At 44.2% G+C, this 20999-nt stretch carries 17 protein-coding genes; 6 read left to right on the forward strand and 11 right to left on the reverse strand.

Annotation, left to right across the window (positions count from 1 at the left end; all coding sequences use genetic code 11):
* Positions 1-46: 46 nt before the first annotated feature.
* The 3 genes from IPI99_08150 to acs all read left to right on the forward strand — a co-directional run bounded on the left by IPI99_08150 (position 47) and on the right by acs (position 4608).
* The gene (locus IPI99_08150) at positions 47-1609 is read left to right on the forward strand and encodes a T9SS type A sorting domain-containing protein (GenBank protein ID MBK7340485.1); all 1563 of its coding nucleotides are present in this window, start codon (positions 47-49) and stop codon (positions 1607-1609) included.
* Positions 1610-2218: 609 nt separating this feature from the next.
* Positions 2219-2602: a response regulator gene (locus IPI99_08155; protein MBK7340486.1), complete on the forward strand. Its 384-nt coding sequence runs from the start codon at positions 2219-2221 to the stop codon at positions 2600-2602.
* An 80-nt stretch (positions 2603-2682) separates the two neighbouring features.
* Entirely contained in the window at positions 2683-4608 is a 1926-nt protein-coding gene (gene acs, locus IPI99_08160) for an acetate--CoA ligase (GenBank protein MBK7340487.1), read from the forward strand.
* A 53-nt stretch (positions 4609-4661) separates the two neighbouring features.
* On the opposite strand, the gene IPI99_08165 is transcribed toward acs, so the two are convergent.
* From IPI99_08165 to IPI99_08175, 3 genes are all read right to left on the reverse strand, one after another.
* Positions 4662-5141, reverse strand: a complete 480-nt coding sequence (locus tag IPI99_08165) for a GyrI-like domain-containing protein (protein ID MBK7340488.1) — start codon at positions 5139-5141, stop codon at positions 4662-4664.
* A 1457-nt stretch (positions 5142-6598) separates the two neighbouring features.
* A complete protein-coding gene (locus IPI99_08170; protein MBK7340489.1) occupies positions 6599-6769 on the reverse strand; it encodes a hypothetical protein in 171 nt (56 codons plus the stop codon).
* Between the two features lie 17 nt (positions 6770-6786).
* Positions 6787-6948 (reverse strand): hypothetical protein, encoded by a 162-nt coding sequence (locus IPI99_08175; protein ID MBK7340490.1) that lies wholly within the window; start codon positions 6946-6948, stop codon positions 6787-6789.
* Between the two features lie 2326 nt (positions 6949-9274).
* Between IPI99_08175 and IPI99_08180 the strand changes: the two genes are divergently transcribed.
* Positions 9275-9502 (forward strand): T9SS type A sorting domain-containing protein, encoded by a 228-nt coding sequence (locus IPI99_08180; GenBank protein MBK7340491.1) that lies wholly within the window; start codon positions 9275-9277, stop codon positions 9500-9502.
* A 389-nt stretch (positions 9503-9891) separates the two neighbouring features.
* Here IPI99_08180 and IPI99_08185 read toward each other — a convergent pair whose 3' ends face one another.
* Complete coding sequence (locus tag IPI99_08185; protein MBK7340492.1) at positions 9892-11232, reverse strand: hypothetical protein; 1341 nt, start codon at positions 11230-11232, stop codon at positions 9892-9894.
* A gap of 322 nt (positions 11233-11554) precedes the next feature.
* On the opposite strand from IPI99_08185, the gene IPI99_08190 reads away from it, so the two are divergent.
* Positions 11555-13867: a CotH kinase family protein gene (locus tag IPI99_08190; GenBank protein ID MBK7340493.1), complete on the forward strand. Its 2313-nt coding sequence runs from the start codon at positions 11555-11557 to the stop codon at positions 13865-13867.
* 54 nt (positions 13868-13921) lie between these two features.
* Here the strand turns inward: IPI99_08190 and IPI99_08195 are convergent, their stop codons facing one another.
* From IPI99_08195 to IPI99_08205, 3 genes are all read right to left on the reverse strand, one after another.
* Positions 13922-14320, reverse strand: a complete 399-nt coding sequence (locus IPI99_08195) for a hypothetical protein (protein MBK7340494.1) — start codon at positions 14318-14320, stop codon at positions 13922-13924.
* On the reverse strand, positions 14293-14736 hold the full coding sequence (locus tag IPI99_08200; GenBank protein MBK7340495.1) for a hypothetical protein: 444 nt from the start codon (positions 14734-14736) through the stop codon (positions 14293-14295). Before IPI99_08200 ends, IPI99_08195 begins: the two co-directional genes overlap by 28 nt.
* 149 nt (positions 14737-14885) lie before the next feature.
* On the reverse strand, positions 14886-16238 hold the full coding sequence (locus IPI99_08205) for an amidohydrolase family protein (GenBank protein MBK7340496.1): 1353 nt from the start codon (positions 16236-16238) through the stop codon (positions 14886-14888).
* Between the two features lie 133 nt (positions 16239-16371).
* Between IPI99_08205 and IPI99_08210 the strand changes: the two genes are divergently transcribed.
* Complete coding sequence (locus IPI99_08210; GenBank protein MBK7340497.1) at positions 16372-17286, forward strand: tyrosine recombinase; 915 nt, start codon at positions 16372-16374, stop codon at positions 17284-17286.
* On the opposite strand, the gene IPI99_08215 is transcribed toward IPI99_08210, so the two are convergent.
* The 4 genes from IPI99_08215 to IPI99_08230 form a co-directional block, all read right to left on the reverse strand.
* Complete coding sequence (locus IPI99_08215) at positions 17283-17999, reverse strand: hypothetical protein (GenBank protein ID MBK7340498.1); 717 nt, start codon at positions 17997-17999, stop codon at positions 17283-17285. The genes IPI99_08210 and IPI99_08215 overlap by 4 nt on opposite strands.
* On the reverse strand, positions 17983-18657 hold the full coding sequence (locus IPI99_08220) for a DUF4956 domain-containing protein (protein MBK7340499.1): 675 nt from the start codon (positions 18655-18657) through the stop codon (positions 17983-17985). Before IPI99_08220 ends, IPI99_08215 begins: the two co-directional genes overlap by 17 nt.
* 7 nt (positions 18658-18664) lie before the next feature.
* Positions 18665-19093 carry a hypothetical protein gene (locus tag IPI99_08225; GenBank protein MBK7340500.1) on the reverse strand — a complete coding sequence of 143 codons (429 nt, stop codon included), beginning with the start codon at positions 19091-19093 and terminating at the stop codon, positions 18665-18667.
* 123 nt (positions 19094-19216) lie between these two features.
* Entirely contained in the window at positions 19217-20959 is a 1743-nt protein-coding gene (locus IPI99_08230) for a hypothetical protein (GenBank protein ID MBK7340501.1), read from the reverse strand.
* Positions 20960-20999: the final 40 nt, after the last annotated feature.

The following is a 20999-nucleotide window of genomic DNA, read 5'->3' on the forward strand; positions in this document are numbered from 1 at the left end:
CATTTCTGGGGTCACTTTTTAAAAAATCATTAAGCAAATCTCATAAATGAAGCAATTTTTCACATTCATATTGATACTTATATCTTTTCATTCCTACCTGAATGCACAGTACTTCAGCAAGATCTACGACCACGAGCCCAAAGGACAGTGTCAGCATTATTTTGTGATACCGCAAGGAGATAGTATCTATGTGTTGGGAGACTATATCGACTCTGCACGGGCTGCTATACGACCGTTCAGGGCAATATTTGACTACGAGGGCTATCGAATCGCATTTGACACCCTGTGGGATGAGAAATACAAGAAACATTTTAATATGTCAAAAGGCGATTTTTTTGCCATCAAAAATGACAGTGTCATTTATTTCATGACCCGAAGGGTCATTGATGACCAGAGTGAATTGGAAAATTATATCATAGAACTCAATCTGCGCTCTGCAGAAATAGTGAACTCCTGTTATTTCAAAAACGATGACATTGGATTGCTGTCTGATCTGAGATACGATATGAGGAATGAAAGACTTATAGCTGCAAGTTTTTCATTCGACCAGACCAATAAGATAGAAATTTTGGAATTGAACAGTAATCTGGAATTAATCAAAAGAATAAAAGTAATAGATTCCAATTATACACATATATGGCCTGATTTTGTTCAAAAAAAAGCAGAAGATTACATTATCGTTGGTAGCAGTGGAAAGGCCCCCGACCTCGTAGGTACCAGGAGATTAATGCGACTTGAATGTGATAGCGTAGGCAAGATACTTAGGTACAAAAGACTCGCGAGCTCAGTACCTGTTTCTACCTGGATATATACCAATAAATATATCCACCAGAGGTCAGACGGTGACTTTGTGATGACACCAACACTTCTGGTCAAGAATATTGATACAAACATTCTCAATAGTAATAACGCTTTTCCTCATCCGGTCAGAGCGAGTCCGGATTTTGATACTGTGAGATGGGAGCTAAAAATGTACTCTGAGCCATATCTTCGATTACCCAGAAATTATTTTCAGGCGATGATTCCGGTCAATCACGACTCGGCGTATATTGCGCTGGGTCACGATATTGACACTTTATCCGGAAACTGCGTATTGTATAAGTTCAGTGCTGTGGGAGACAGCCTCTGGTACAAGCGGATCATCCCGGGAGATGCCAGGAGAGACAGCTTATCATTTGTACCATCATACCATATCGCTCAGAGTCCCGGAGGCGGGATACTGGTGGTAGGCTCCATCCATGATGAGCGGATCGGTAAAATCAGGGCATACATGATGTATCTGGACGAAGAGGGATGTCTGGTGCCTGGATGCAACGAGACTACGTCCTCTGAGCAAGTGGAGAAGAACAGGGAGCGTTTTTTTCGGATTCATCCCAATCCGGTATCTGACCAACTCTACCTGCTATCACATTATGAGGGAGAGGAAGTCATACACTTGAATTTCTATACGATAGACGGAGTATTGGTATGCAGTAGATCGTATCATAACAGGAAGTATGATCAGGTATTCTGGAGTCTGGATGATCTGAACACAGGTAGCTATGTCATACAGATCACAGACCATAAAGGGCGTGTATTGCAAACCGAAAAACTGATCATTGCAAGATAAATGTTATGAAGTATAAGATAAAATAAGGTCCAAAATGCGTGACCATCGATTAGTGCATCGTGACCCCAGAAATGGGGTCACTTTTTTCTGACTTGGTTTTTTATTGATTTAGAATGGATTTTTTTGAGAATTGAGGAAATCAAATGGAAGCGGATAAATCAAAGCTTCATTTGTGCTGGATTCTTGGGTAAATACCGGATACAAATATTAAATAGCACAATTTTCCTATTCATTAAAAACCTCTTCTTTGTTCCAAATCATTACTGAAGTGACCTACACCAATTCCGGTTTGCGTTTAGAATAGACTTATAAATAATGAAAAAATTTTGGACCATTTAAGACATGAAATTGATACAACGAGGAATAGAAAGAATAAGATATCAAATTTTACATCAACTCCACCATTCAGGATGGAGACTAGGCGAGCATAAAATCAAGGGCTTTCACCTTGACAATCTGCTTCTACAGACAAATCCATTATTTAACATCAGATACAAAGAAACATTAAGCTTGGATATCTATATAGTCTGATGATATTGCATTTGAATTAATCGGGTATATGCATTCATTTTTCTTCTTTACCTATGAATAATTTGGAGGAATCAGTACATGAGTTCAGTGTCTGAAACAGCTCATAAAGTATTGATAGTCGATGATGATCCTTATATCCTGATGTCGCTGGATTATTTAATGAAGACGAATGGATATGAAGTCTTTGTCGCTCGCAATGGAACCGAAGCATTGCAAAGTATATCTGATCATCTGCCCGCCTTGGTTCTTTTAGACATCATGATGCCGGATGTGGATGGATATGCCATTTGTAGCAGTATAAAATCAAATCCGGTGACAAGCCATATCAAGGTGGTTTTTATGAGTGCAAAAACGCGGCCTGCAGACATCAGAAAGGCATACGATCTCGATGCAGTACATTATGTCACCAAACCCTTTAGTACAAGAGAGTTATTAAAGAGTATCAATGAAATTTTAGCTTAAAGTCAGCTATACTATTTGACCATATTTTCAATCTGCTTCAATTTTATTCTAGTTAATTTCGCCAATACAATTTCAACAATATGTCTTATCCATATCAGATATTATCTCTTGAAAATTATCGGGAAGCTCATCGTCGCAGTGTAGATCATCCGGAACTTTTTTGGGCCGAAGTTGCGGAGAACTTCCAGTGGAAGAAGAAGTGGGATCGCATCTTGGAATGGAATTTTACTGAGCCGAGGATAGAATGGTTTGGCGGTGCAAAGCTCAATATTACAGAAAACTGTCTGGACAGGCACTTGTCTGGTATGGCTGATACAGCTGCATTGATATGGGAGCCCAACGATCCAAACGAAGCACATCGAATCCTGAGTTATCAGGAACTGTATGACAAGGTAAACCAGTTTGCCCGAGTATTGATCAACAATGGTGTGCGTAAGGGTGATCGGGTTTGTATTTACATGGGCATGGTGCCAGAGCTGGCTATAGCCATATTGGCTTGTGCCCGGATCGGAGCTATACACTCGGTGATTTTTGGTGGCTTTAGTGCTCAGAGTATCGCTGATAGGGTAATAGATGCTTATGCCGAATACATTGTCACTTGTGATGGAGCATTCCGGGGGACAAAAGAAATCCCTCTCAAACCCGTGATAGATGAAGCTCTGACCCAGTGCCCATTTGTAAAGAAAGTTATTGTTTTGACCAGGACGAAAACTCCTGTTTCGATGATAAATGGAAGAGATGTGTGGTGGAGCGACGAAGTTGCTAAAGTTGAAATTCAAGGTGATGGCTTTGTCCCTGCGGCAGAGATGGATGCCGAAGATCCGCTCTTTATACTTTATACCTCAGGGAGTACCGGCAAGCCCAAAGGCGTGGTGCACAGCTGTGCGGGTTATATGGTGTGGGCAAATTATACTTTTGTGAATGTATTCCAATACCAGCCGGGCGAAGTCCATTTTTGTACAGCCGACATTGGTTGGATCACAGGGCATACTTACATTTTGTATGGTCCCCTAAGTGCCGGCGCCAGTTCATTAATGTTTGAGGGCATACCTACCTGGCCTGATGCGGGGCGTTTATGGCAGATTGTAGATAAGTTCAAAGCAAATATCATTTATACTGCACCGACAGCGATTCGGAGTCTGATAGCATATGGTCTGGAACCGATCGCGGACAAGGATTTGTCTAGTCTTAGACTCATCGGGACTGTGGGTGAACCAATCAATGAGGAAGGATGGAAATGGTATTTTGAAAATATCGGCAAGTCTCGATGTCCTGTAGTGGATACTTGGTGGCAGACTGAGACAGGAGCTTGTCTGATCTCTAATCTCGCCGGTGTGACGCCGCACAAAGCCTGCTGGGCTACCCTGCCACTGCCTGGGGTACAGCCGATTTTGGTAGATGAAAAGGGCAATGAGGTCACCGAAAAAGATCAGGATGGTTACTACAAAGGAAATTTGTGTATCAAAGCACCCTGGCCCGGAATTATAAGGACAACATACGGTGATCACGATCGCTGTAGACAAAATTACTTTGCGACTTATCCGGGACTCTATTTTACCGGAGACGGGGCACTCAAGGATGATGACGGCAATTTCCGAATTACAGGTAGGGTCGATGACGTGCTCAATGTCAGCGGTCATAGAATTGGAACTGCCGAACTGGAAAATGCGATCAATATGCACCATAGTGTGGTAGAAAGTGCAGTGGTCGGCTATCCACATGAGGTGAAAGGACAAGGAATCTATGCATATGTCATCTATACAGGTTTGCTGGATGATCAGAATCTCACCCGGCAGGATATAGCTAAAACTGTCAGCAAGGTGATCGGACCAATAGCAAAACCGGATAAAATTCAATTCGTTACAGGCCTTCCCAAAACCCGCAGCGGAAAAATCATGCGACGTATTTTAAGGAAAATCGCCGAAGGTGAGCTAAATCAACTCGGCGATACTTCTACGCTATTGGATCCGGGAGTTGTAGAAGAAATTAAATTAAATCGCCTGTAAGCAAACTGAGTTAGATTGCCGGGTATCCTGCCAGTGAGGGGAAGTTTGCCAGATTATTCTTTTTTAATCACGGGTACATATATCGTTTCTTCCCATTCTGGTGACTGAAGAGTTAATCCATCAGAAAACCTTTCAAAATGGGGTCTGTTGTCCAAAGCAAATGCCGATTGAGGGATCCATTCCGTAAATATTTTCTGAAAGATACTTTTATCATGGAGTGGACCTTTGTAGTGAAATACCGCATAATCTCCCCCGACTAAGTGCAGCAACTCCAGGTCTTTTGGTACGTCACTGTCTGAATTTGTCTGAACAGCTGCCCATTTTCGAAAGTGGCGTTCAGGATTGAATTCGGTAAAGTAATTCCCGGGATAGATTTGAAGTGAAATTAAAAGATGGTCAGTCCTTGATTTTATTTCCTGAAGTCTCGGCTTGAATGCTTGCCATAGCTGTGGAGTGAGGTTATTCATCAAGCTCATCTCTTTATGAATGCCGATAAGCAGTTGCTCCTCTATGTTTATGATTTCTAATTCCATGTGAAATATTCAATAGAGTGCAAAAATATTTCATTTCATGACTTTTTTTTTAGAGCTATCGGATAGGACCTGAAGCGCTAGCTGAATTCAGCAGACAATTTTACACATACTCAGGTATTTATCATGCGTTTTTCCTAGAAATCTATAAAGAAATATCTATGAAGTATCCCTGAAGTATCTCATAGAGTAAAAGCAGGCCCTTATTCCCGGAAAATCAATAATTGGGAAACAGTACTTGCATGATTTATTCAGGCACCCCGGATAGAGTAGAAGCGTTAATTTATAGAAAAAATATCCATTTGTAATTCGATCAACGGTTTTTGCGGTTTTAGGGATTAAAAACTAAGGAGGATCGATCAAATTGCCAATTATATTCTATATTTAGGATAGATTTGAGGAGCTATACTAAAAAACCCTGTGCCTCTTGATAAGATATTGATAGTAATTGACGCCGCATGAAATATATTCTCCTGCTTTCTCTTTGTCTTTGTTGTATCCTTTTATGGTCTCAGAAGACTTTCTCTGTACTCCCCGATCTTGGTGGGGTGCGAGGACAGTGTTTATTGAATGGTATAGTACCTGACAGCATGGGCATATTTACCATAGGTACCTTAGTGACAGAGGAAGATAGCACAGGGAGAAAACAAATAGTCAAGATGCAAATCAATCGTTTTGACTACGATGGAAATTTGCTTAAGAGTCAAATTCTTACTGATAGTGTTTTTGAGAAAATATTTATATTTTCAAATGATCCATTGATAAAAATTAATGATAGTCTTTATATTCTGCAAATGGGTTTGAATATTTCACCTCAGAATGGATCCGATGTTGTTTTGCTAATGATTGATATCAAAAATTTAAAAATCATATCTGTAAACAAGATTCCACAACCCGATCCCGGGGATCTCGATTTTGTATCTGTATCAAAGTCAGGAATAGTTTCAGATAGATTTCGGATGATATTTCAACATAGCAAAGGTTTGGATATCACTTATTATGTGTACGAATTTGATTTAAAATTGAATATAAAAAAAATATCCAAAATTCCCAAGCTCGGTACGTTGACTCCATACTACTGGGTATCATCTGATAGCGAAAATAATATCGAATGTGTTGGTCAGATTAGCGAGTTTAGGAAAAACGAACCCACAAGAAAAGGAAATTTATTCTATTTGAAACTGGACAGTAATATGCAGGTCCTAAAAAGAAAGGATTTGATTGGAAACTTTAATATTAAAATTGCTATTGCGGATAATCAATCTACTTTCAGAGATACAGACGGTAGTTTTGTAATTTCAGCTTTTGACTGGGTAATTGGTGATAATTTTTCATTTGGCAAACCACTGACTCTGCGGATGAGCCCTGAGTTCGACACAGTGTACTGGATAAGGCCCATGTACGATCATTACGAGGATACAGTTTATATAAATCAATGGACAAGTTATGGGGATAAAATGTCAGACGGATCCGGCTACGTGACCTGCGGGGACATCCATGATTATCGCTTTGAAGGCAATGTCAACTATGGATTGATCTACAAGGTGTCTGAACGTGGAGATAGCCTCTGGACGAGGCGCTATCTGCCCATAGGATGGGACAGCCTGAGGACATATGGGATGGCTTTCCATCAGATCAGATGCACACCCTACAATACGATGGTAGTAGCAGGAGGAGTAGGAGACTCACAGTCCAATACTGCAAGGGCTTGGCTGCTCCATCTGGACACGGATGGATGTTTGGTCCCCGGATGTGGTAAAGTAGTCAGACTGGAGGATGTGTACCAGAGGAGAGAGACAGCGTTTGACATATACCCCAATCCTTTGCGCCTCTGGGGGGCAGGGGGGGGGGGGGGGGGCCCGCCCCCGCCCCCCCGGGGTTTTGGGGGGGGGGGCGGGGTTTCCGGGGGGGGTTTCCGGGGGGGGCCGTTTTTGTTTGGGGGGGGGGGGGGGGGGGGGGCGGGGAGGGGGGGGGGCGGGGCCCGCCCCGTCCCCCCCCGCGCGGGGGGGCGGGGGTGTTTTTGGGCTGGGTTCGTTAGCGGGGGGGGGGGGGGGGTTTTCCGGGGGGGGGGGGGGGGGGGTGGGTTTTGTTTAGGGGGGGGCCCGGGGGGGGGGGGGGGGGGGGGGGGGGGGGGGGGGGGGGGGGGGGGGTTTTTCCTTGGGGGGGGGGGGCCCCCCCGGGGCCGGGGGGCCGGGGGGTTGGGGCCGCGGGGGGGGTTGGGCCGGCCCCGGGGGGGGGGGGGGGGGGGGGGGGTGGTTTTTGCGCCGGGCGGGGGGGGGGGGGGGGGGGGGGGGGGGGGGGGGGGGGGGGGCGGGGGGGGGGGGGGGGGGGGGGGGGGGGGCTCCGGGCGGGGGGGGGGGGCGGGGGGGGGGGGGGGTGGGTTGGGGGGGGGGGGGGGGGGGGGGGGGGGCGGGGCGTCCCCCCCGGGCGCCGCCGGGGCGGGGGGGGGGGGGTTTCCCCCCCCGGGCCCCGGGCCGGGGGGGGGTTTGTTTCCCGGGGGGGGGGCGGGGGGGGGCGGGGCCCCCGGGGGGGGGGGCGGGGGGGGGGGGGGGGGGGGGGGGGGGGGGGGGGGGGGCGGGGGGGGGGCGGGCCCGCCCGTGGCGGGGCCCTCGGCCCGCCCCCCCTTTGGCGGGGCGGGGGGGGGCCGCGCCCGCCGGGGCGCCGTTGGGGGGGGGGGGGGGGGGGGGGCCGCGGGCGGCCCCCCCCGCTTTCGGGCGGGCGCCCCCCCTGGGGGTGCCCCCCCGCCCCGCCGGTGGCGCCGGGGGGGGGGGGGGGGTGGGGGGGGTGGCGTTTTTCCTAAAGGTTTTTTCCCCCCCCGCCCGCGGGGGGTTTCCCCCCGCCGGGGGGGGGGGGTTGGGCGGGGGGGGGGGGTGGCGGGGGGGGGGGGGGGGGGGTCCCCGCCGGGGGGGGGGGGTGCCCCGGCCCCCGGGGCCTGCCCCGGGGCGGGGGGGGGGGGGCCGGCGCGGGCCGGGGGGGGGGGGGGGGGGGGGGGGGGGGGGCGGGGGGGGGGGGGGCGGGGGGGGCGGCTGCCCCCCCCTCTTTTTCTTTCGCGCCCGCGGGGGGGCGGGGGGCGCGGGGGGGGGGGGGGGGGGGGTGGTGGGGGGGGGGGGTGGGGCGGGGGGTTGCCCCGGCCGGGCTGGGGCCTGGGCCCCGGGGGGCCGGCGCCCCGCCGGGGGGCGGCCCCCCCCCTCGCGCGCGCGGGCCGCGTCCCCGCCGGGGCCCGCCCCCTCGCTGGCCCCCCCGGGGGGGGGGGGCGGGGGGGGGGGGGGGGGGGGGGGGGGGGGGGGGGGTGGGGGGGGGGGGGGTGCCCCGGCGGGGGGGGGGGGGGGGGGGGGGGGGGGGGGGGGCGGGGCGCGGGGGGGTCCCCGCCCCCCGGGTGGGGGGGGGGGGGGGGGGGGGGGGGGGGGGTGGGGGCGGCGGGTGGGCGGGCGGGGGGGGGGGGGGGGGGGGGGGGGGGGGGGGGGGCGCTCGGGGGCCGGCCCGGGGGGGGGGGGCCGGCCGGGGGGGGGGGCGGGGGGGGGGCCCGGGGGGGGGGGGGGGGGGGGGGGGGGGGGGGGGGGGGGGGGGGGGGGGTTCGTTGCGGGGTGGGGCGGGGGGGGGGGGGGGGGGGGGGGGGGGGGGGGGGGGGGGGGGCGGGGGGGGGGGGGGCGGGGGGGGCGGGGGGGGGTGGGGGTGGCGGGCGGGGGGGGGGGGGGGGGGGGGGGGGCCGGGGCGGGGGGGGGGGGGGGGGGGCCGCGGGGCGCGGGCCGCGGGGGCGGGGGCCGCGGCCCCCGGGGGGGGGGGGGGGGGGCCGGGCGGGGGGGGGGCGCGGGGGCCCGGGCGGGGGGCGGGGCGGGGCGCCCCGGCCCGGCGGGGGGGGGGGGTCCGCGCCCGCGGCGGGTGGGGGCGGCGCCGGGCCGGGCGGGGGGGGCCCGCCCCCCCCCGGGGGGCCCCCTCGGTCCCCGGGGGTTCCCCCGGGGGTCGGGGCTCGCTTTTTTTGGGGGGTTTTTGGGGGGGGGGGTGGGGGGGGGGGGGCGGGTGGGGGGGGGGGGGGGGGTGCGGGTGGTGGCGCTAGGGGGGCGGGGGGGGCGCGGGGGCTCCCCTGCGGCGGGGGGGGGGGCCCCCGGGGGCGGGGGGGCGCCGGGCGGGGGGCGGGGTTGACCGACAGACTGGCCATACTCTGCCGCGCCGCGCTCAACCAAGAGATGGATCTCAATATCGTCAATCTGGACGGACAGAGGGTACTGCACAGCAGATTTCAGGCCACAGAAGGGGTGCATTATATTGCGGATATTCCCTCACACCTACCTCACGGAACTTATATCGTCAGTATATCAGATATTCAGGGACGACAGTGGTACAATACTAAGTTGATAAGACAGTAACAAGAAGTATATACTCAGCAATATCTCCTAAAGTGTGTAAGTAGAAATTTATTCTGGATTTTTTTACCATTTAAAGCTTGAAACAATCGATACTAACTTGGTCTTGCAAGTTTTTTTTGGGTTCAAGCCATAAAAACAGTCGATTTGTGAAAAAATCATTTATTATGCAGATCAGGAGCAATAATCATGATGAAGTCGTCTCTCAGTGAGATTGTAAGCTAATCAATCCAAGGTTTTGTTCCTCGAGAGTTTCCCGTTGTGATTACATATTTAAGCCCTAGCATAGTGCTTTAATCACGGATTCCGCAGGGATCAATATTAAAAGAAAAATGGTTTACCAAATTTGACTTCGATAAACCATTTCTATATGAATTAATTCTTTGGAGCTTTTAGTTACATCCCATGTCCGTTTTGGATTGTGGGTCGCTATTTGGAAAGCAATTACCTGACATTACAGAAGCCGGTTTGTATCGCAACATATTTGGATCATACAAGCCGTTTTCCATAAATTCTGTGAGAGCGTCCAATTCTGAGGAATTTAGCCCTAGAGGCACAAAGCGAGCATCTATTTTTTCTTGAGGAACGAGTGGGTTTTCATGAACCCCGTTATTGAAGTATTCTACTACATCGCGCATAGAAGTTTTGCTTGCACCATGAAAATAGAATCCAACTTTTTTCAAATTATAGAGTTGTGGTACTTTAAATTTATAGAGGTCGTTTTCATCTAAGGTAAACGAGGCGCGACCTTTTGATCTGCCATCATTAGTCTTGAAAACAGTATAACCGTTTTGGTCAAGATTTTTGACACCTATTGCTGCAAATCTTTGTCCATTCAGGGATGGGCTGTTGTGACAATTAACGCATCCGGCTTTCCCGAAAAATAATGTCGCTCCTTCTTTTTGAAGATCAGTCATAGCATCGAAATCACCTTTGAGCCATCTTTGAAAAGGAGCCTCATTGGTCAGTATGGTTCTAAAATATGCAGCGATGGCATTTGCTGCTGTTTGCTTGGTATACCTTTCGCTGACGGGAATTTCAGGAAAAGCCTGGTTGAACATGTCTGTATAACCCAACTTGTCCATCAAGGCTTTGTCGATAACCTGGCGGTGTACTGTCAGAGCGCGATTGATCGTTGCTTCCAAACCTTCACGACCTTCAAAATTTATCTTTGTTAATGAATCAGCGACTCCCCAAACTGCGCTTGTATTTTCATTCATGCCGAAGGAACCGAACGAACCATTCCAGAGTGCATTTCTAACATATGCCAAATTGATTGTTGGAAGAGGTCGTGCACCTTGAGCATCAACTTCTGTACCGTCGTAAGAAGGATGTTTGGCGCGGCCCTCACCGAATTCTCCGAACCCAACGGCTCCATCCGCTATCCCCTGGAATCTACCTGCTGTGAAATCTTTTTCGGGAACATGGCAAGTGCTGCAAGAATATGTTCCTTTTTCAAATTCCTGTTTAGCATCCATACCTATTCCTGTTTCAAAAAACAGTAGGTTTCCTAATACCACTTTTTCTCTTGTGACTGGATTATTAGGATCCTGATTTGGTAGATGAGAATAGTAATTGCTTTCAGGCATAATATAAAACCCCAAATCGCCGGTGAAACTTCTGCTTTTCAACAGTGTCTGTAGTTCAGCGTCTTTTTCAACAATGGTGGTCGAAGTACAGGAAAAAGTAAGTACGCTGACGAGACCAAGCAGAAAAATAATAGACTTTTTCATATTTCTTTCATTCGTTTCTTGATGTAAAGGTAAACTGTTCCCATTAAAAAAAGGACAATTTAGTGTTTTTTAAGCAAATTTTTATAATTTACGAGCTGAAAATTAGATAAAAATATTGATTTATAATTTTATAAATGTGTAAAATATAGAATGACAGAGTATTAAATATTTAATAGGATTTTGATATATTTTTATGCTCAAGCTGGTTTTTTCTGCATCTTGGGGATTGCAAAGCTTCTCATGAGAATGATTCGAAAAAAAGTTTTATTTCAAAAATCCATTACATTTTGGCATTGACATACTTTTGTTGTAAACATGTTATATGATAGAAAGAATTCGCACAAGAGTCAGATTTGTTTTTACCCTGTTGTGTTTGATTTTGTTCAGTAGGTCCTATTCTCAAAATTTTTATAAAGAAGATATCATTCAGGAAATTAAAATTTATTTCAGTTACTCCAATTGGGATTACAGGTTGGATACTGCTAAAGCAGGAAAAGAAGATTATATTCTTGCGGAATATTGTCTGGTAAATGGTGTTAGATTTGACAGTGTTGGTGTAAAATATAAAGGCAACAGCTCTTATAATACCTCACAAGTAAAAAACCCTTTGCATTTGAAGCTCGATTGGGTCAAAGACAATCAGGAGTACGATACATATAACAGTATAAAGCTGGGTAATAATTTCTCAGATCAATCTGTAGTTCGAGAAGTATTGTCATATAAAATTTTGAAAAATTATATGGATTGTTCATTGGCAAATTTTGCCAAGGTTTACATAAATGATAAGTATATTGGACTCTATTCGAATGTGGAAGCAGTAAATAAAAAATTTTGTAGCGATCACTTTGGAAGTTCAGATCATGTTTTTGTAAAAGGAAATCCAGACAGACCCGGTTTATCTTCCACCAGCAATTTAGTCTATATCAACAATGATAGTAGCAGATATTATAGCCTATATGGAATGGAAAATAATTTTGGCTGGAGTAAATTAATAGCCTTGATGGATACATTAAAAAACAATTCTTCTCGTTTGCCTTCAATTATGGATATCGATCGTGCAATCTGGATGCATGCGTTTAATAGTGTTTTTTCTAATTACGATAGTTACACAGGAAGTTTTTCTCAGAATTATTATTTATATGAAGATGATTTTGGCAGGATGTTGCCCGTGATATGGGATCTGAATATGTCCATAGGTGGCTTTCCCGGTGGCTCAGGTGGTGGTACCACAACTGTAGACAAGACGAGTTTATTCGTTGGCGAGACAAATGCCTCAAGACCCTTGATCCAGAAAATTCTGCAGGATCCTAGGTTTAAGAGAATGTACACGGCTCATGTGAGGACGTTTTGCAATGAATTTATAGCTAATCGTGAATATGAAAATATTGCCAAGAAATTGCAGACTTTTGTTGACTCATTGGTCAAAACAGATCCAAATAGTCTGACAAGCTATTCAGCTTTCCAAAGTTCACTTACTGCTCCTATTTTATCCGGTGGAGGTCCGATGGGATCGAGACCCGGCATCAGCACTTTGATGGATGCAAGATTGGCATACTTTAGAACAATAGCTGAGTTTAATGCAACTGCTCCGACAATAACTGATATTAAATGGGAATCTGCTCAGATTGCAATCATCGGTGACACTGCGTGGTTAAATGCTTCTGTTTCCAATGTAAATTATGCTTACTGCGCATTCAGAAAAAACAGATTTGATATTTTTTCAAAGTACCAGATGTACGATGATGGATTGCACCATGATGGCCTTGCCGGAGACCATGTTTTTGGTATGTATTTTATTCCTACAGGAAATAAAACGCAGTACTATATTTATGCTGAAAATAATAATGCAGGAATATTTTCACCTGAGCGAGCAGAGTTTGAGTTTCATGTCCTTGAAGCAGAATATCCTTATCCTAGAATTGGATCAGGCGATGTTGTCATCAATGAATTGATGACAAGTAACCAAACAGCTGTACTTGATACTACTGACAATAAATTTGAGGATTGGACTGAATTATACAACAATACCGATCAGGAAGTAAATCTTGCCGGTTTTTATCTTTCTGATGATTTTGCGAATCCACAAAAATGGGAGTTTCCTGCTTCCGTGGTGATTGGACCAAAATCAAGAATTGTGATTTGGTTAGACGAAGATGGAAATGCTCTCAATGGCCTGCACGCCAACTTCAAACTATCTGCAAGTGGAGAAGAGTTGATCCTAAGCAGACCTGACGGATTGCTTTTGGACAGCATTTCATTCGGCACGATACCTACTGATTATTCTTACGAAAGATGTCCGGATGGATTAGGCGCTTTTGCTATCAGCAAAAGCTTTAGTTACAATTCTAAAAACTGTCCGATTTCTTCCAATGAAGCAGTATTCATCGATGTAAAAGTATTCCCAAATCCAGCAAGGGAATTTATTCATGTTGAACTCAGCTCTGCAGGTAATTACAGTATTATGCTGGTTGATATGACGGGTAGGATAATAAAAAGAGTAAATATGGAAGCTCAATCTGAGGCATCTATTGCTTTAGACAATATTCCAGCAGGGATGTGTATTTTGAGTTTGCTTCAGAACGACAATCAGCAGAAGCTTTACATGCAAAAGGTATCGCTGATGGGAGATGAATAATTTTTAGTCCTTGGATTTGAAATATACATAAACAATTTAGGCTGGTCGATTTGATTATTTGATTTTTCTGGCTACTGAAGTGATCGGCTTCAATATTAAAATATTACCTGAAAAGTCAATTGTCGTCTCAAAATTTTCAAGGAATCTTATACCTATGATTCCGAAATAATTTTCTGTTCTACCCGAATTGAAAAGTTTTATTGAGACAATGTGATTTTCAAATATTTCGACGTTTTGAAAATGTACAATTTCAGGTACTAACACATTGATATTCTTCAAACTTGAAGATGTTTTGTAGGAACTTTCATCGAGTTTCATTCGTTTTGATCTCTCCAGAAATTGCTCCACTTCTGGGTAGTTAGAATACAGATAGAATGCATTGGCTGCGCCAAGATCCAGTAATAAATTTCCGGATAGTTTTTCTGCTATTCCACAGGAATCGAAAATCTCCAACTTTCCATGTATAAAAACAATCCTTTGGTGTCGGAATCAGGTTGCATTTTCCAAACACACGAACTTGCATCAAGTGTAATGTCTCCGCCGACTTCAAAACTTAGATTTTGTAAATTGATTTTTAAAACTTGTCCCAGTTCTTTGATTTGAAAAATCATGTGGTATTCCTTCCATTCAGGAATGAGGCTTAAATCCTCTACAACTGTATTCAAGAATATTTTTTTTCCATTCACATGGATACTATCATTTATCAATGAGATGATTTGGTGTTGCTTTTGTTCAGCCCAAAGGACAATGGAGTTTTGCTGATTTGGTTCTTTGAATGTTACCTGGTCAGCCAGATGCTGATCTGCGAAGTGCTTGTCAATCACCAGTGTAGGAAATCCCAATTCCAAGAATGCCCTGGTATATGACAATCCGGCAACTTGCCAGGTAGAAATCAGATGTCCGGATTTTACTTCTAGAGGAAATTTGATTTGTGCTGCCAGTGCCAGGCAGTTTAAAAAAAAATGTTGAGCAAAAGACCTCGGAGCATGATTGCTGTCAAAAATTTATTAAAGCCAAATTAATGAATTCCCAATTTTGATCGCAAGATTGCATTTTCAAACATCATTCCATCTTTAAAGGTGTATTGGATGGTCTTGATGTTCCGTATATTATCGAGTGGATTTTTTTCCAGAACAATTAAATTCGCGGATTTACCTTCTTCGATTGTCCCATTTTTATTTAATTCCTCAAAGAACAGAGATGGATTTATTGTAGCAGATTCCAATATTGTGTAATTATCAATTCCTGCCTGACTCCAAAGGGTCATCTCTTCATATAAGTTGAATTCATCCATTTGAAAAAGATTACCGGCATCTCCACCGATGAGAAGTGGGCATTTGTACTGATAAAGATTTTTTAGAATATTGATTTTCTTTTGATAAGTAGGCAGGTATTTATTTTTCTGATCAATGATAGCATCGTTCCCTCCGGCTTTATTGATATTTGTCAGATAATCTTGTTCATACTGATCCAGAGTATTTTTAGGGATCATTGAATAAGTAAATCTTTGTTTATATTCATTAGGATACATTAAATCGTAAGCCATAATATCCCAATCTATGGTAGGGCAGTTGAAGATATTATTAGCTTTTGTTTGTTGAGCAGCCAAGGCGATTTTGTCATCAGGCAACTGTGTGTATCCACCCAGATGTTCGATACTTTTAAAATTAGAATTCAAGACTTTATCGAAATCTATTGGAATTGCCTTGCTAAATTGCCTATAAATAGGGTAATGACCGCAAACTATCACTCCATATTTTTTTGAGGAATTCATTAAATGTTGGAATGTACTGTCGTTGGATAAGCTGAATAATTTTACAAATTTATAGTTTGACGTTTTTAAAGCGCTCATCAAACTATCAGCGGATTCTTGTGAATACGAATATTCTCGACGGATGATATAGCTCAAATAAAGTTCAGGGGCAGCAGTAATGTGATTGTCAGTTACTTTTTTCGTAAGCTCATTTTGAGCTGATTTACTATCCATAACACGAATACCGGTGACGCCCGCTGCCAGGTAGTAGAGCAACTGATCTTCCAGCTCATTTTCCGTTTTCAAATGAACGTGCATATCCACCAATCCAGGCATAATATATTTTCCTTTTAGTGATAGTATCTTAACTTTTTGCTTTCTCTTTGGCTTGATTTTCCCTGCAATTTTAGTGATTTTGCCATCCTGTATGAATACGTCTTGATTGTATCTGATCAGTGAATCAGACATAGTGATGACGTTTACATGTTGAAGTAATATTGATTGACCGAATACTTCATTTGAACAAATAGAAAATGCAAACAGAGTTAGAAATGCTTTGATTTGCATTGTGTTGAAATTTTCTTTGAAATGGTATTGAAATGAATACTTATCGAACATGGGCAAATTTACTTTTTTGGATATTCCAGCATATGTTTTTGCAATTATTTAACATCTGTTTTATCTCCTGTTGGACTCTATCACTTGAGATGTGATTTATACATATTATAAAATAATTTAATATATTTGCAGGATGAATTGGCAAGAGTTAAAGACGTCTTTCTTACAATATCTCCGCTGGGAGCGAAACTTATCTGTAAACAGCATTGAAGCCTATGCTGACGATTTGGATAAGCTCATTTTATTCGCAGCAGGTAGTCAGCCACTTCTTCACGCTAACCAAGTAGAAAGTCAACATATCGAAAGCTTTCTTGCTGGATTGTACGATGAGAAAAGCAGTATTAAATCACAGGCGCGAATATTGTCAGGAATTCGAGCATTCTTTCGTTATTTATTGATAGAAGATCTGGTTTCAATGGATCCTACCGAATTGATTAAAGGACCTAAACTTGCCCATAAATTACCTGACGTGTTGAGTGTAGAAGATATCTCTGCGATGATTGCCACAATAGACCTTTCAGAGCCTTTGGGACATCGGGACAGAGCTTTGGTTGAAACTTTATATGCATGCGGGCTTCGGGTGAGTGAGTTGAGTGGCTTGTTGTGTTCCTGTATTTACGAGGAGCAGAATGTCATCAGGGTCATTGGAAAAGGGGATAAAGAGCGATTGGTTCCCATAGGCGGAGAGGCATTACAGCATATCAACTATTATCGCAATCATGTGCGTTGTCAATTGCCGGTTGTTAAAGGTCATAGTGATTATTTGTTTTTGAATTATCAGGGCAGAAAAATTTCCAGAGTGAGCATTTTTAAGATCATTAAAAAACTGGTTGCCTCAGCAGGAATCCGGAAGTCTATCAGTCCACATTCATTAAGACATTCTTTTGCCACTCATCTGGTGGAGGGAGGAGCCCATCTCCGAGCTGTCCAAGAGATGCTAGGGCATCAATCCATCACCACGACTGAAATTTATACACATTTAGATACTCAATACCTTAGAGAAGAAATTGATCGGTTTCATCCTATGAAAAGGAAGTTCAAAATTTAGTTTTTTTCTTCTATGTTTTTCTTTTTCTTCTTCAGTTTGGACAAATCCAAGTCTAGCTGATAATTCACACCACTGACAACTGCAGGGGAATAAAAAAATAAATTTTCGAATTCGAGGAAACTAAATACTTCGATAGAATGATGTTTTGCGAATTCGAAACTGCTGCTTATCCCCAATCTGAGTAATTCAAATTGGACGGATCTATGTTGCCATTGGTTTCTCAATTCTATAGTAGGGCCAATATATATTTTTTTCTTCCAGATCGGAAATAAGCATTCGGATTCTAATGCTGTATAGTAATTCGCTTCCTGAAAAAAAGTTGAGCTATATTCATTGAGTTTGTTTTCAAAAAAAAATGCAGCTTTTGATTTGAATTTTGCTTGGTTAAATTTGTCTTTGAAAGAAGTGGCTAAGCTATATCTGGTTTTGTCCCTTTTGTTGTTTGTAGTAAATCGTCCTGCTATCTGAGCGTTCCAAGATTTATTGAGACGGCGTGTCAGAGAAATATCACTGACCCACGAAGCATTGTGGAAGAGAGTGGGATCACTACGATTTTCTAAATTAAATCCGGTCTGCCAGCTTTTATCCAATTTGACATCGATGCCTGCTCCCAACCAGATCTCCTGACTCGAACCTAATTCTGATTGGCCAAATAGTACGGAACAGAAGCAAAGTGACTGAAAAATCAGTAGTGACTTAATCTTCGTCATCATCTTCAACTACTTCTTGTCTAAGGTCTTTATCGGTACCAGGATAAAATATTCGAATTCTTGCATTGTTCTTGATCAAATCATACCTCTCAACTTTAACGCGGCTGATTTGCAATCCCGTCTTTGATATCAGATCTTTAATTAATTCATTTTTTTTGTCCGGATGGAGGAGATGCATTTGGTCATATATCACGATCCTTTCTGCTTCTGTGTTTGGAATGTGTTTTCTGTCGAGTATGGATACCATGCTTAATATTATCCCGTTCGAAAGTACAATTTCATATAAATGTGCATTGTAATCCGTCAAGCTGTTGATCGTCCCCAGAGCTACGCTGGCAAACAAATATCCCATTTCTCTAATGGGCACCGTTACTGTACGATAACGTAGTATACTGAATACAGCAAAGAGGCCAAATGCTATACCAACTTTCATTTTTGTGTTATTCAACAAATAGCATATCAAAAAAATCAACACATTGAACATAAAAAATGTGAATTCATAATCGCGATTTCTGTATTTAATATAATAGATAAATCTAACCAGTAAGAAAATGGCGATTATATCAATTCCAAAGCGAAGCATAAAATCAGAGAATTCACCATCATTGATGCTGGTTATCTCATTGATGTTGGTTGGATCTTGTAAAGCGCTTGTATCCATTTTGGAATTATTCTTTGGTGACCTTAAAATCTTTGAGCTCTACACTTTCTCTAACTGAGCTAATCTTAACTTTTTGAATAAATACTTCTTGGTTTAATGCACAGCCATCACAGTATGAATATGTAAAAACCGTATAATCCCCTTTGTACAAATCTCTGAATGCGTAACTTCCATCATATGAAGTCACCACTTCATCATCTACAGTAATGTGATCGCCGTAAGAAATATATACTTTATGCGCACCAATGTAACCGGAATCTGCCACTTGCTGGAGTTTGTTCAAATTGTATGCATAGACTTTTCCATGAATTTTAGCAAGTCCACCTTCACCTTCCTCTTTAGCACAGGAACTAAGACTCTGGAGGATAATAATTGCAATTGATGCGAGTAGGGGAGCCCGGAAGTACTTATTTGTTGTCGTTTTTAATCTTGGCATATTATATTTCTGTCTGGTTATCATACTATGATTCAGTAGATAAAGCATTTTTCAGCTTTATTGTACTCCCGAAAGGTAAGAATATTTTGGTGTTCGATATCTTATTCGCTCAAAATTGCAGCTTTAGTACAGGTATATAAAATCGGGTTTGCTCACCAATTTAATATTGTTGTAGAAGTTTGACTTTACCGTCAGGAAAATTTCAAAGGATCTGGGATTGTTTCCGGGAAAAGTATAAGCGGGATAAAACGAAAATCTGGCATCCAGAATCTGATAAGAGTATTGATTGTGGCGCAAACGAAATCCTGTACTGATTGCACTGTGGAATTGGCTATGCAAATCTTTGGATTGATTTAAAAGCAACATCTGAGCGCTTAATAGGGGAGCTATTTTGAGCTGCAGAAATGACTTTTTGATATTGAAAAAAGATTCCACTCTCAGCACAAATCTATTATTGCCGGTGAAGCCATTTGATTTATAATGCAACAAGGCATTGTCACCGGATACACTGAGCAAAGGGTAAAGTGACTCATCATGTAGTCCTGAGTAAATTAAAGTAAAAAAATGTCGTATTGCCACTTTATTTAAATCCGTTTTTCGTGGCGAATACAAAATACTGCATGAATTGAGAATGTCAACCCAAGTCTTTTGTTCAAAATATGCACCCATCTTAAAGCTGAAATCTAGATACTGATCCCTGCCAGGAGCGCCGATATATTGAGTTTCTAAACCCAAGTAATTGGAGTTGTTTTCCTGTCTTAATCCCCAGGCGTAACCTCCCCGGATATTAAATCCTAGTTCTATATCTTCTACCCTTCCCAAATCAAACAAATAATCATATCGATCAAATTTTCGCTTGAAGAAATTGACTTGAGAAAATACGGTGTATAGATTCAATAACAAATGTTCATTCTGAGGATTGATATAATCCGGACGTGTAAAAAATCTTCTGTTTATATTACGCAAAGCAAACAGAAAATTCCATTGATTTGGTTTTGTAACCTTCCTTTTCATAAATGGATTGTGCCATCCAATCCAGGAATCCATACTAAACGTCCCATATTTAAACAGAGAATCGAATTCGACGAGATTTCGATAATTTGCATTGGATTGGATGTTGATTGTGAATGAACCCTGCCATTTGAAATACGTGCTGATGAAAGGTCGTTCTGCGCCGACAGTGAGACTATTTGCAGTCCTTCCACCTCCCGTAGTCGATTTGTCAGAACTCGAAAGTTTGAATTTGTAATCCACATAATTTGCATTCGGATTTCTAAGCGTAAAATCTACACTTGGCGCATATTCTATCTTTGAGAACTTATCGTGGTATACCGCAATTCCCAGGGCATTTGTACTCCCGTAGAGATTATTTTCAAGTAGAGAAATATCATATTTTTCTGGAGAATTGAATTGCAAATTAGGGACAATCGAAATGCCATCTGTTGCAAAAATGTCCAGATTGGCTTTTCGTTCAGAACTATCTGTGACATCAATAGAATAAACTAATTCAGTCAGGAAGGAATTGGATCTCATGATTCTCTCCCATTCTTCGAATTGGTAGGCATCAACAATGATTTTTTCTTCTACAATTTTGTACTCCTCCAATCTCTCTACACTTGAATTTCTATGTACTGCGCGGTTGATAAAATTGTAAGTTTTTACAAGTGCTCGAACGACTTTAGGGTCTGCATCTCTTAATTTAACTTGTTCAAATCCATTGTGCACCGTAATATTTTCGATTGTAAATCCCTCGAATTGTTTAAAATATTCATAACGATTAAATCGAAAACCATCATAATACTGGGCCTGGGACTGTAAGTGAAAAGCAATACAGAAAACAGCCAGTATTAGTCGCCTTGACTTCATGATTGTTATGTTCGAAAATAGCCCGGCCAATGTATAGGTA

This window comes from Saprospiraceae bacterium (genome assembly GCA_016710235.1).
Taxonomy (GTDB): Bacteria; Bacteroidota; Bacteroidia; order Chitinophagales; family Saprospiraceae; genus Vicinibacter.